The organism is Aldersonia kunmingensis, from assembly GCF_001646865.1.
GTDB lineage: Bacteria > Actinomycetota > Actinomycetes > Mycobacteriales > Mycobacteriaceae > Aldersonia > Aldersonia kunmingensis.
This window is the reverse complement of the sequence record NZ_LRRB01000051.1, coordinates 1-11,739: the sequence shown is the minus strand read 5'-3', so window position 1 is coordinate 11,739 and position 11,739 is coordinate 1. Positions and strand designations below refer to the sequence as shown.

The 11,739-nt window shown below is 67.2% G+C and carries 10 protein-coding genes; 1 reads left to right on the top strand and 9 read right to left on the bottom strand.

The features are described 5' to 3' along the window. Window positions 1-33 precede the first annotated feature (33 nt). On the top strand, window positions 34-915 hold the full coding sequence (locus A8G08_RS03930) for a peptidylprolyl isomerase (protein WP_068270414.1): 882 nt from the start codon (window positions 34-36) through the stop codon (window positions 913-915). Between the two features lie 244 nt (window positions 916-1,159). Here the strand turns inward: A8G08_RS03930 and A8G08_RS03925 are convergent, their stop codons facing one another. The 9 genes from A8G08_RS03925 to ruvC form a co-directional block, all read right to left on the bottom strand. Beyond that, on the bottom strand, window positions 1,160-3,493 hold the full coding sequence (locus A8G08_RS03925; RefSeq protein ID WP_068270412.1) for a RelA/SpoT family protein: 2,334 nt from the start codon (window positions 3,491-3,493) through the stop codon (window positions 1,160-1,162). Window positions 3,494-3,586: 93 nt separating this feature from the next. Beyond that, on the bottom strand, window positions 3,587-4,120 hold the full coding sequence (locus A8G08_RS03920; protein ID WP_068270409.1) for an adenine phosphoribosyltransferase: 534 nt from the start codon (window positions 4,118-4,120) through the stop codon (window positions 3,587-3,589). After that, window positions 4,102-5,838, bottom strand: a complete 1,737-nt coding sequence (locus A8G08_RS03915; RefSeq protein WP_068270420.1) for an ABC transporter substrate-binding protein — start codon at window positions 5,836-5,838, stop codon at window positions 4,102-4,104. Before A8G08_RS03915 ends, A8G08_RS03920 begins: the two co-directional genes overlap by 19 nt. A gap of 13 nt (window positions 5,839-5,851) precedes the next feature. Beyond that, complete coding sequence (secF, locus tag A8G08_RS03910) at window positions 5,852-7,054, bottom strand: protein translocase subunit SecF (protein WP_068270406.1); 1,203 nt, start codon at window positions 7,052-7,054, stop codon at window positions 5,852-5,854. Window position 7,055: 1 nt separating this feature from the next. Continuing rightward, entirely contained in the window at window positions 7,056-8,717 is a 1,662-nt protein-coding gene (gene secD / locus A8G08_RS03905; protein WP_068270404.1) for a protein translocase subunit SecD, read from the bottom strand. Between the two features lie 142 nt (window positions 8,718-8,859). Further along, the gene (gene yajC / locus A8G08_RS03900) at window positions 8,860-9,192 is read right to left on the bottom strand and encodes a preprotein translocase subunit YajC (RefSeq protein ID WP_068270402.1); all 333 of its coding nucleotides are present in this window, start codon (window positions 9,190-9,192) and stop codon (window positions 8,860-8,862) included. Window positions 9,193-9,393: 201 nt separating this feature from the next. Further along, window positions 9,394-10,467 (bottom strand): Holliday junction branch migration DNA helicase RuvB, encoded by a 1,074-nt coding sequence (gene ruvB / locus A8G08_RS03895; protein ID WP_068270417.1) that lies wholly within the window; start codon window positions 10,465-10,467, stop codon window positions 9,394-9,396. Between the two features lie 17 nt (window positions 10,468-10,484). Beyond that, complete coding sequence (gene ruvA / locus A8G08_RS03890; RefSeq protein ID WP_068270399.1) at window positions 10,485-11,090, bottom strand: Holliday junction branch migration protein RuvA; 606 nt, start codon at window positions 11,088-11,090, stop codon at window positions 10,485-10,487. Next, on the bottom strand, window positions 11,087-11,659 hold the full coding sequence (gene ruvC / locus A8G08_RS03885; protein WP_068270394.1) for a crossover junction endodeoxyribonuclease RuvC: 573 nt from the start codon (window positions 11,657-11,659) through the stop codon (window positions 11,087-11,089). Before ruvC ends, ruvA begins: the two co-directional genes overlap by 4 nt. Window positions 11,660-11,739 lie beyond the last annotated feature (80 nt).

Sequence of the window (11,739 nt, the reverse complement as noted above, 5' to 3'; positions counted from 1 at the left end):
ACAGCGATCAGCTAACGATGGAGGAACGCAGGAGTGCCCACCAACGAACAGCGACGAGCGGCCGCGAAGCGGAAACTGGAGCGCCAGGTCGAGCGCCGCGAACAAAAGGCACGCAGGCGTAAGCAAATGACGATCGCGGGATCGATCGTCGGCGTCATAGTGGTGGTCGCCGCCGTCGTGGGCGTCTATTTCCTGACGAACGATGACAACGACACCTCCACTACCGCCGCGGACTCGACCAGCGCGAACGACGAGTTCGTCTCCGAGAACGCCCCCGGCCAACTACCCGAGCCGAAGGCCAAGCCCGAGACGGTGAGCTGCGAATACCCGGCCTCGGCGCAACCGGCTTCGAAGCCGAACAACCCGCCGCGCGCCGACGGCATCCAGACCGGCGGTGACAACGCGACCGCCAGCGTTAGCGTCACGACCAACCAGGGCAACCTCGGTCTGACCCTGGACAACGCGCACGCGCCGTGCACGGTCAACAGCTTCATCAGCCTCGCAAGCCAAGGCTACTTCGACGGCACCACGTGCCACCGAATGACCAGCTCGGACTCGCTCAAGGTGCTGCAGTGCGGTGACCCGACGAGCACCGGAACCGGCGGACCGGGCTACCAGTACGCGAACGAGTACCCCACCGACCAGTACGCCGAGGGCGATCCGGGTGTCGAGGCGCCCGTGCCCTACCAGCGCGGGGTGCTCGCAATGGCCAATGCAGGACCGGGCACCAACGGCAGCCAGTTCTTCATCGTCTACGGCGACTCGCAGCTGCCGCCGCAGTACACGATCTTCGGCACGGTCGACGAGACCGGACTGGCGACACTGGACAAGATCGCCGCGGCCGGCATCGAGGGCGGCGGTCAGGACGGTCCCCCGGCGCAGCCGGTTCAGCTGACCAGCGTGCAGCTCGACTGACGCAGGACTGATAGTCGCCCGGGCGGCGTGCGCACATGCGCACGCTGCCCGGGCGATTTTCATTTAGGGGTGTGAGACTTCGTGCCCGCGAAGAAGATTCGCACCCCTCTGGACACACTTCCCGAGTGCGAAATGTGTAAACGGGGCCGAAATTTCGCACCCATTGCGAAGGTTTGCACTCACCAGCGCGCGCAAACGGGGACGAATTGTGTTCCTGCGGTTTCAGCGCTGTGCTGGGCTCGGATCATGCCGCGGATGTCACGCGGTACACGTCGTAGACACCCTCGACGTTGCGCACCACATTCAGCACGTGCCCGAGATGCTTCGGGTCGCCCATCTCGAAGGTGAACCGGCTGATCGCGACCCGGTCCCCGGATGTGGTGACCGAGGCAGACAGGATGTTCACCCGCTCGTCGGCGAGCACCTTCGTCACGTCGGAGAGCAGTCGGTGCCGGTCGAGTGCCTCGACCTGAATCGCGACCAGGAACACCGACGACGCCGAGGGCGCCCATTCGACCTCGATGATCCGCTCCTGCTGCTCCTGCAGCGACCCCGCGTTCGTGCAGTCCGTGCGATGCACGCTGACCGCGCCGCCGCGCGTGACGAAGCCGAGGATCTGATCGCCCGGTACCGGGGTGCAGCATTTCGCCAGCTTGGCGACTGTGCCCGGCGCACCCGGGATCAGCACACCGACGTCGCCGCTGGTCCGCGGACGCATCGGCACGGTTGACGGGGTCGCACGCTCGGCGAGCTCTTCCTCGACGTCACCGACGCCGCCGAGATGCGCCACCAGGCGCTGTACGACGTGGTGCGCGGACACATGACTCTCGCCGACCGCGGTGTAGAGCGCGGATACGTCCGCGAAGCGCAGTTCGTGCGCGATCGTGGCCATCGAGTCGGCACCCATGAGGCGCTGCAGCGGGAGCCCGACGCGGCGGACCTCCTTCGCGATGGCGTCCTTACCCGTTTCGAGGGCTTCCTCGCGGCGTTCCTTGGCGAACCACTGGCGGATCTTGGTCTTTGCTCGGGGCGACCGGACGAAGCCCTGCCAGTCCCGGCTCGGCCCGGCGTTCGGCGCCTTCGAGGTGAATACCTCGACGACCTCGCCGTTCTCGAGCTCGCGCTCGAGCGCCACCAACCGTCCGTTGACCCGCGCGCCGATACAACGGTGGCCGACCTCGGTGTGCACCGCGTACGCGAAGTCCACCGGCGTCGATCCGGCGGGCAGCGTGATCACGTCACCCTTCGGCGTGAAGACGAAGATCTCCTTGACCGCGAGGTCGTAGCGCAGCGATTCGAGGAATTCGCCCGGGTCGGCGGCCTCACGCTGCCAGTCGAGCAACTGGCGCATCCACGCCATATCGTCGATCTCGGCCGCGTCGCCCGGCTTGCCATCCCGGAGTTCCTTGTAGCGCCAGTGCGCGGCAATGCCGAATTCCGCGGTGCGGTGCATGTCCCGAGTGCGGATCTGCACCTCGAGCGGCTTGCCCTCCGGCCCGACGACGGTGGTGTGCAGCGACTGGTAGACGCCAAAACGCGGTTGCGCGATGTAGTCCTTGAACCGGCCCGCCATTGGCTGCCAGAGCGAATGCACGACGCCGACCGCGGCGTAGCAGTCGCGCACCTCGTGGCACAGGATCCGGATGCCGACCAGGTCGTGGATATCGTCGAAGTCGCGGCCCTTGACGATCATCTTCTGGTAGATCGACCAATAGTGCTTCGGCCGGCCTTCGACGTCGGCGTTGATCCGCGACGCACCCAGGGTGGATGTGACCTCGGCGCGCACCTTCGCCAGGTAGGTGTCCCGCGACGGCGCGCGGTCGGCGACGAGGCGCACGATCTCGTCGTACTTCTTCGGGTGCAGGATCGCGAACGACAGATCCTCGAGCTCCCACTTGACCGTGGCCATACCGAGCCGGTGGGCAAGCGGCGCAATAACTTCGAGCGTTTCCTTCGCCTTGCGCGCCTGCTTCTCCGGCGGCAGGAAGCGCATTGTGCGCATGTTGTGCAGCCGGTCGGCGACCTTGATCACCAGAACGCGCGGGTCGCGCGCCATGGCGATGATCATCTTGCGGATGGTCTCGGCTTCCGCGGCGGTGCCGAGGTTGACCTTGTCCAGCTTGGTGACGCCATCCACCAGGTGGGCGACCTCGGGCCCGAAGTCGGACTCGAGCTGCGCGAGCGAATAGCCGGTGTCCTCCACCGTGTCGTGCAGCAGCGCTGCAACGAGGGTGATCGTGTCCATGCCGAGTTCGGCGAGGATGTTCGCCACCGCGAGCGGGTGGGTGATGTACGGGTCGCCCGACTTTCGCATCTGGTGTGCGTGCTTGTCGTCGGCGATGTCGTAGGCGCGCTGCAGCAGCGCGAGATCCGCCTTCGGGTACACGTCGCGGTGGACCGCGACCAGCGGCTCGAGCACCGGCTTGATGGCGGTATGGCGCTGCGCTGTGATCCGGCGGGCCAGGCGTGCGCGCACACGCCGAGATGCGGACGTGGGGACCGGCGCGGTCGGCGGCGGCGTGGCGGCCGGCGTGTCAGGCGTGGGCTTACCCGTGGAGCGATCGACTCCCTGCGTCATGCCTGCACCTCCTTCACCGCCGGAAACCTGCGGTGTACCGCGATCTGGAGTCCAACGCCGTCCGATCCGACTTTAGTCCTCAGACCCTAGCCGTCAGATCTGGACCAGCGAGGTCAGCGGGTAATCCCCTGCCCGGGCGCGTCCGTTGAGCGCCATCAGTTCCAGTACCACGGCGACCGCGGTGATCTCCGCACCCGCGGCGTTGAGCAACTCGGTCGCGGCGGCGAGCGTCCCCCCGGTGGCTAGCACATCGTCAACGAGCAGGACCCGGCGACCGCGCAGGTCGAAGTCACCCGGGATTTCGAGCCGCGCACTGCCGTATTCGAGCTCGTAATCGCGGCTCAGGACCGGCGGCGGCAGCTTGCCGCCCTTGCGGACCGCGAGCACACCCCGGTTCATCGAGACGGCGACGCCGGCACCGAGGAGGAACCCGCGCGCGTCGATACCGGCCACCAAATCGGCGTCCGGCGCGGCGGCGGCAAGCCCGTCGATGACCGCCCGCAGGCCCTGCGGGTCGGCGAAGACCGGCGTCAGGTCGGCGAACCGCACTCCCGGGGATGGGAAATCGTCACGCCACCTGGTCAACCGGTTGACCGCATCGGCTGCGCTCACCGTCTCAATACCCATCGGTCCATGTTCCAGCCCGTCCCTGCCTTCGTAGGGTTCGGCACGGCCGAACCCAGGCCGTCCGCAAACGCTATCGTGCGCGGCTCACTGAACAGCGGAATCGACGGCATCTCGCTCCACAGCAGATTCTCGGCCTCGGTGGAGAGATTGAGCTGGGCATCCGGCGAAGGATCGGTCGTGAGCTGGTCGACGATGTCGTTGTAGCGCGGATTCGCGAAGCCGCCGTAGTTCGACCCGCTACCGGCGCGCAGTGCGGACAACGCGTCGGTGTCGATCGCGGCACCGGCACTGCCGGGCGCACTCGCGGTACCGGCCAGCACCGCATCGACGCGGCCGTCGCGCAGGTCCTGCGGATTGAACTGCGGACCGCTCGCGTCCTCGACGTTGATTCCGGCCGCCTTGCACGCATCCGCGATGGCCGAAACCGTGCGGGCCCGCCGGTCATCCGGTGCGAGATAACCGATGCGTACCACGGGGTTTGCCACGCCTGCCCGACCGAGAGCACCGATCGCGGCGGCGACGTCCCCACCGGGGTACTGCGTACCGGACGCGGCCACCGGCAGGTAGATCAGCGTGTCCTGTTGGACGATTCGCGAATTGAGCACGCCGGAGCCGAGTCCGCGTGGGTTTTCGTAGCCGGGATGGCCGAGCTTGTCGAAGAGATCGTTTCGCGGGGCGCACAACGCGAGCGCACGGCGCGCCTCCGGATTGGCGAAGGCTCCCCCGGTACTGAGCACGAGCTGCTCGACGCTGCGGGACGGAATGTTCGCCGCCGCGAACCCGCCCAAGTCGATCGCGGGCACCGATTCGGCCCCGATGTCGACGACGTGGACAGCGCCATCCCCGATCCTCGAACCGATATCGAAGTTCTTCGGCCACAACACTATTCGCGGGGTAGCCGGCTTGTTGCCCCACCAGCGCTCGTTCGCGACGAGCACCAGACCGTCGTCCTCGGTATACGAGGAGATCCGGTAGGGACCCGAGGACGGGAAAAGCGAGGTGTCCAGCTGACCGGGCGTCAACTGCCAGCCGGTGTTCCAGAAGTCGGCGATCCGGCCCAGCCCCTGCTGATCACCGGCCTGCAGCGTGGTAACCACGCTGTCCACCCCCGCCGCGCGGGCGGCGACATGCGCCGGCATCAACTCGGTTGCCGAGAACAGGCTCGACCACGCGGTGAAGCTCCGGCCGGGCCGGAACACGACGGTGGCGTCCTTGGCTCCGGGTTGGCATTCCACCCGTTCGATATCGGAGTAACCGGCGGTGCTCGCGGCGTCGAACAACGGGCGCTGAGCGCCGTCCTCGCTGCCGCGGGTGTACCGGCCGCTCTTGGCCACCCAGGCGAGCACGAGGTCGTCGCACGTCGTCGGGGTGCCGTCGGAGTACACGCCGTCCGGGTTGAGGCGGTACTGCACGGTGAGCGCCTCGCCGGGTACCACCGTGGCGGTGCCGAAATCGGTGTCGGTCACCGGACTTCCCTGCGGCCCGATATAGCTCAGCCCGGTCAGGGTGCGGCCGAATGCGGCGAGCGCGCCGGAGGCGGCGCCCGCCGTGGTGTTCGCGTTGTACGTAGTGACCAGATTGTCGATCGCGTAACCGATCGACGGGACTTGCGACTCCGAGGAGCACCCGGAGACCGTGCCGACGGCAACCAGTGCCGCCGCCACGGAACCGAGGATGGCACGGGTCCGCCGGGCGGTCGCCAAGCGACCGCCGGTCATACCGGCCCGCACGTCAGTGCCGCTTCTTCTGCCGCTTTCCGGTAGGTCGGGAGCCGGGTCTCGGCGCACCCGTCCGCGGTTCGCGATCCGGTCGCTCGACTGTCGCGGTGGCCGTGCGGGCAGACCGCGCGGCCGGGGCAGCTCCCGAACCGGCAGCTGCCGGGCGCGCGACGCCGGACCGTCCCTGCTCCCGGCGAGAAAGCACCTTCTTGGTATGTGCAGCCACTGGTCCCCACCGTTCCTTGATCGACACGAGCAGCAGTGTTGCGAAGAAGATCGACGAGTAGGCACCGACAATCATGCCGACGAGCTGGACCAAGGCCAGATCCTTGAGCGTGCCGACCCCCAACAGCCACACCGCGACCACCATGAGTCCGATGACCGGCAGGATACCGATGACGGTGGTGTTGATCGACCGCATCAGCGTCTGGTTGAGCGCCAGGTTCGCCTGCTCGCCGTAGGTGCGTTTGTTCAGATGCAGGACCCCGCGCGTGTTTTCCTCGACCTTGTCGAACACCACGACGGAGTCGTAGAGCGAGAAGCCGAGAATCGTCAGCAGGCCGATCACCGTGGCGGGTGTAACTTCCAGGCCCACCAGCGAGTACAGGCCCGCCGTGACCACAAGGTCGAAAATCAACGCCGCCAGGGCCGCGAGCGCCATATCGCGCTCGTAGCGGATCGTGATGTAGATGCTGACCAGCACCAGGAACACCGCCAGCGCGATCAGCGCCTTCTTGGTGACCTGCGAACCCCAGGTTGAGCTCACATCCGAGGTGCTGATCTCGTTGCGGCTCGGATTACCTTCGGAATCCTTGGGCTGGAACTCGTTGTACAGCGCATCGGACAGTTGGTTGACCTGAGCCAGATTTAGTTCCTCGGAACGGATCTGGATCGTCGCCGAGGAGCCCGAGCCGACGGTCTGCACCGACACCGGCTCCATGCCGAGCGTGTCCGAGTAGACCGTTTCGACCTGCTCGGTGGTCACGTTCTCCGCGGCCGGGAAGGAGATCTTCGATCCGCCCTCGAAGTCGATGCCGAGGGTGAAGCCGCGAACCGCGATGCTGAGCAACGAGATCAGCATGATCACGGCGGTGATGATGTAGAACAACCGCCGGCGCCCGACGACCTCGAAGGCGCCAGTACCGGTGTAGAGCCGCGAGAAGAAACTGTGGTGCGGCGCGAGATCGGTCGTGGTGTCCGTATTCGACTCGGTCATCTCATGCCTCCCGTCCGGCGAGAACCGCCGCCTGCTTGCGTTCACGCGCGACCTGCTGGATTGCACCGAGCCCATTCACACCAGGCTTCGACCAGAAGTGCGAGCGGGACGCGATCGTCACGATCGGCGCGGTCACCAGGAACACCACGATGACGTCGAGGATCGTCGTCAGGCCGAGGGTGAACGCGAATCCGCGAACCTGCCCGACGGCGAGGATGTACAGCACCGCGGCGGCGATGAAGCTGACCGCGTTGCCGGACAGAATCGTTCGGCGCGCTCTGGCCCATCCGCGCGGGACCGCCGAGCGGAAGCTGCGGCCTTCCCGCATCTCGTCCTTGATGCGTTCGAAGAACACCACGAACGAGTCGGCCGTCATACCGATACCGATGATCAGACCTGCGATGCCGGCGAGGTCGAGGGTGAAGTTGATCCACCGTCCGAGCAGCACGAGGATGCCGTACACCACGATGCCCGAGCAGAACAGCGACCACGCGACGATCACACCGAGCAGGCGGTAGTAGGCAAGCGAATAGATCAGGACCGCGATCAGGCCGACCAGGCCGGCGAGCAGACCCGCGTTGAGCGAGGCCAGGCCCAGTGTCGCCGAGACGGTTTCCGCCTCGGATGCCGAGAACGACAGCGGCAGCGATCCGTACTTCAGGGTGTTCGCGAGCTCCTTCGCCTCAGTCGAGGAGAAGTTGCCGGTGATCGACGTGGCGCTGCCGGCGGGCGTCGCGCCCTGCACGACCGGTGCACTGACCACCTTCGTGTCGAGCACGAAGGCAGCCTGCTTGCCGATGTTTTGCGAGGTGAACTCCGCCCAAGTCTGGCTGCCGCCGGACTTGAAGTTCAGGCTGACCTCGTGCCGGGCCTGCTGGGTGTTGTAGCCCGAGCTGGCATCGGCGATCTCCTGGCCGTCGATGATGCTCGGGCCGAGAAGGTAGACGTAGGTGCCGTCGACCGAGCATGCGACCAGCGGCAGCGCCGGGTCGTCGTTGCCCTGCAGCGGGTCCGGTGCGGAGCAGTCCAGTGCGGCCATTGCCTGCTGCTGGATCGCCGGATCGGTGCTCTGCCGAGTTGCCTTGGCCTGATTGATCTCGTCTGCCGCCTGCTCCGCCGTGCTCACAGGCTTGTCGCTGGCCGCGTCGGGCGACTGCTGTCCAGGCGTCGGCTGCGGGGTGGTCGGTTCCTGTGCCGGGAACGGACGGTTCTGCGGCGCGGGCGCGGCCGGCTCGGCCGGTGTCTCCGTCTCGGCCGGCTGCTGGGCCGGGGCGGGCGCAGCGGGTGCCTGCGCGGCCTGTCCGGCCGGCTGCGAGGAGGTCACCGGGCGGATGTAGAGCCGCGCGGTCTGGCCGAGCGAGCGGGCCTGCGAGCTGTTGTCGCCCGGCACCGTGATGACGAGGTTGTCGCCGTCGATGACGACCTCCGAGCCGGAGACGCCGAGACCGTTGACACGGGTCTCGATGATCTCCTGGGCACGTTTGAGGCTGTCCGGGCTGGGCCTGCTCCCATCGGGGGTTCGCGCCGTAAGCGTCACCCGGGTGCCGCCTTGCAGGTCGATGCCCAATTTGGGCGTCGGGTCTTTATCGCCGGTAAAGAAAACCAGCGCGTACACCACGGCTACGAGCACTGCAAACAGTGCAAGCAACCGGGTGGGGCGCATTTCCTGCGAGGGTGCCACAGTCCGTCGTTCTCCTAGGTCTTTGCCAAAGCTCAGCGTGCGCGAGCCATGCGCGCCGAAATCGCCGCGTGCGCGCCGAAGCCCCCGCGCTGCCGTTGCGGCATCCGCGAGGGCTCCGCATGCGTCATTCCTGGTTCAGGCGGCGTTCGGTGTCCTCCGGGGCTTCCTCGGCGGTGTCCGAATCGGTGTCGGTGTCCTCGGCCTCGTCGCTAAGCACCTCACGGATGGCCAGCTTCAGCCAGGTCGTCACGACGTCGTGCGCGATCTCGAGGTCGATCGTGGTGGTGTCGATCTCCACGATCGTGCCGTAGACGCCCGACGAGGTGACCACGCGGTCGCCGACCTTCAGCGAGTCCTGCATATCGGCGGTCTTTGCCATCTCCTTCCGCTGCTTCCGCATGCTCAGAAACATCGGAACGAGCAGGGCAACGATCAGGAGCGGAAACAAAAGTTCCATTGTCGAAATCAGTCCTCGAGATTTCAGGTGTGGTCGGCGCGGGCCCGGGTTGGGCCAACGCAATAGACCAGTCTGCCACTACGTGCGGCGGGAACCTACGTCGCGAGGGGAAAACCAGCGGTTTCGGCTCTCCCTACCCTGCAGGTCCGCATCGCTCGCACGGCCGTACGCAGGCAGTTTGCCGCACGAGGCGGGAAGTGTTCAATCGAATAGGCCATTTTGCGGCTCGTTGGCCCGAACCTCGATACCGCCGATCGCAAGGTCGGGCGGCGGAACCAGGCCCAGTTGTTCCCAGGCCGCCGCGGTGGCAACCCGGCCTCGAGGAGTGCGCGCGACCATCCCGGCACGGACCAGGAACGGCTCGCACACTTCCTCGACCGTGGCCGGTTCCTCCCCCACCGCGACAGCCAGCGTGGAAACGCCGACCGGTCCACCGCCGAAACTCCGGACCAGCGCGCCGAGCACCGCGCGGTCGAGCCGGTCGAGCCCGAGCCGATCCACGTCGTAGACGGCGAGCGCGGCATGAGCGATGTCGACGGTGATCACGCCGTCCGCGCGCACATCGGCGTAGTCGCGCACCCGACGCAAGAGCCGGTTCGCAATACGGGGCGTCCCGCGCGATCGCCCCGCGATTTCGGCCGCTGCATCGGCACCCAGTTCGATCCCGAGAATCCTCGCCGATCGGGCGAGGATCTGCTGCAGCTCGAACGGCTCGTAGAAGTCCATGTGTGCCGTGAAGCCGAAGCGATCCCGCAGCGGGCCCGTCAGTGCTCCGGACCGCGTCGTCGCGCCGACCAGCGTGAAGGGTGCGACATCGAGCGGGATGGACGTGGCGCCAGGTCCCTTGCCGACCACCACGTCGACACGGAAGTCCTCCATGGCGAGGTACAGCATTTCCTCGGCCGGCCGCGCGATGCGGTGGATCTCGTCGATGAACAGCACGTCGCCCTCGACCAGGTTGGACAGCATTGCCGCCAGGTCACCGGCACGTTCGAGCGCCGGGCCCGAGGTCACGCGCAGCGCGGTGCCGAGCTCGGCGGCGATGATCATCGCCATGCTGGTCTTGCCAAGGCCGGGCGGACCCGAGAGCAACACGTGATCGGGTGTGCCGCCGCGCATCTTCGCGCCCCGCAGCACCAGCGCAAGCTGCTCGCGCACCCGGGCCTGACCGATGAAGTCGTCGAGCGATTTCGGCCGCAGGCTGGTCTCGATCTCGCCGTCCGAGCTGAGATACCGCGCGGTGACTGCGGATTCGTCGGAATCCGCGCCTGACATCTGCTCGCCCGGCCCGGTCACTTGTTCTTACCGAGCAGGGCGAGCGCGGCGCGCAGCGCTCTCGAGGTATCCAGCTCGGGCTCCTCGGCGAGAACCGCGTCGGTGGCCTGTTCGGCTTGCTTGAGCGCGAATCCGAGGCCGGTGAGCGCCTCCACGATCTGCTCGCGGACGGCCGCCGACGACGACACGGCAGGGACTCCGCCCGGAAGGTCCGTCGTCGGCACGGCTTCCACTTTGTCGCGCAGTTCCACGACCATCCGCTCGGCTCCGCGCTTGCCGATGCCGGGGACCCGGGTGAGTGCGACGACGTTGCCCTCGGCGAGTGCCTTGCGCAGCGCCTCGGGTTCCAGCACTGCGAGGATCGCCATCGCCAGCCGCGGTCCGACGCCGGACACGGTCTGCAGCAGGCCGAACAGCTCCCGCGACTCGGTATCGGCGAAGCCGTACAGGGTCATCGAGTCCTCGCGCACCACCATCGTGGCGTGCAACCGCGCCTCCACGCCGCGCGCCAACGTGGCGAGCGTCGCGGGGGTCGCGTTGAGCCGGTAGCCGACGCCCGCGGCCTCGATCACCGCGTGGTCCAGTCCGATATCGAGCACCTCGCCACGCACCGATGCGATCATCTGGTCTTCGTCTCCTTCCGCGCCCGTGCCAGCGAGGCTTCGTATTTACGCTTCTGGTCGGCGGCCAGCGCCTCGGCTTGTGCCATCCGCTCGATCATCGGGGCGCGCCAGCAATGACAGATCGCGAGGGCAAGCGCATCGGCGGCGTCCGCGGGGCTGGGTTTGGTCTGCAGCCCGAGGATGCGCATCACCATCGTCGTGACCTGCGCCTTGTCCGCGCGGCCGTTGCCCGTGACCGCGGCCTTCACCTCCGACGGCGTGTGGAACCGCACCGGCACATCGCGCTGAGCGGCAGCCAAAGCGATCACCCCACCCGCCTGGGCAGTGCCCATCGCTGTCGAGACCTGCTGCTGCGCGAAGACCCGCTCGATCGCGACCACGTCCGGCTGATGCACATCGAGCCAATGACACGCGGAGGTATAGATCGCATGCAGCCGAGCGGAGAGCTCCATCTCGGTGGGGGTGCGCACAACGTCGACGTCGAGGGCAGTCACGTGCCGGCCGCGGCCCGACTCGACCAGTGCAATACCGCATCTGGTCAATCCAGGGTCGACGCCCATCACACGCACTCGCTCAACTCCCGCCGGTCTACGAACAGCTGTTCGAGAGCCTAGCGGGTGACGGAGACGAGACGGCCGCGCGACACGAC

Bases quoted from the DNA above. Each gene is read 5' to 3' on its own strand.
- A8G08_RS03925 (WP_068270412.1), bottom strand. From the start codon at position 3,493: ATGACGCAGGGAGTCGATCGCTCCACGGGTAAGCCCACGCCTGACACG.
- A8G08_RS03920 (WP_068270409.1), bottom strand. From the start codon at position 4,120: ATGGGTATTGAGACGGTGAGCGCAGCCGATGCGGTCAACCGGTTGACC.
- A8G08_RS03915 (WP_068270420.1), bottom strand. From the start codon at position 5,838: ATGACCGGCGGTCGCTTGGCGACCGCCCGGCGGACCCGTGCCATCCTC.
- secF (WP_068270406.1), bottom strand. From the start codon at position 7,054: ATGACCGAGTCGAATACGGACACCACGACCGATCTCGCGCCGCACCAC.
- secD (WP_068270404.1), bottom strand. From the start codon at position 8,717: ATGCGCCCCACCCGGTTGCTTGCACTGTTTGCAGTGCTCGTAGCCGTG.
- yajC (WP_068270402.1), bottom strand. From the start codon at position 9,192: ATGGAACTTTTGTTTCCGCTCCTGATCGTTGCCCTGCTCGTTCCGATG.
- ruvB (WP_068270417.1), bottom strand. From the start codon at position 10,467: ATGTCAGGCGCGGATTCCGACGAATCCGCAGTCACCGCGCGGTATCTC.
- ruvA (WP_068270399.1), bottom strand. From the start codon at position 11,090: ATGATCGCATCGGTGCGTGGCGAGGTGCTCGATATCGGACTGGACCAC.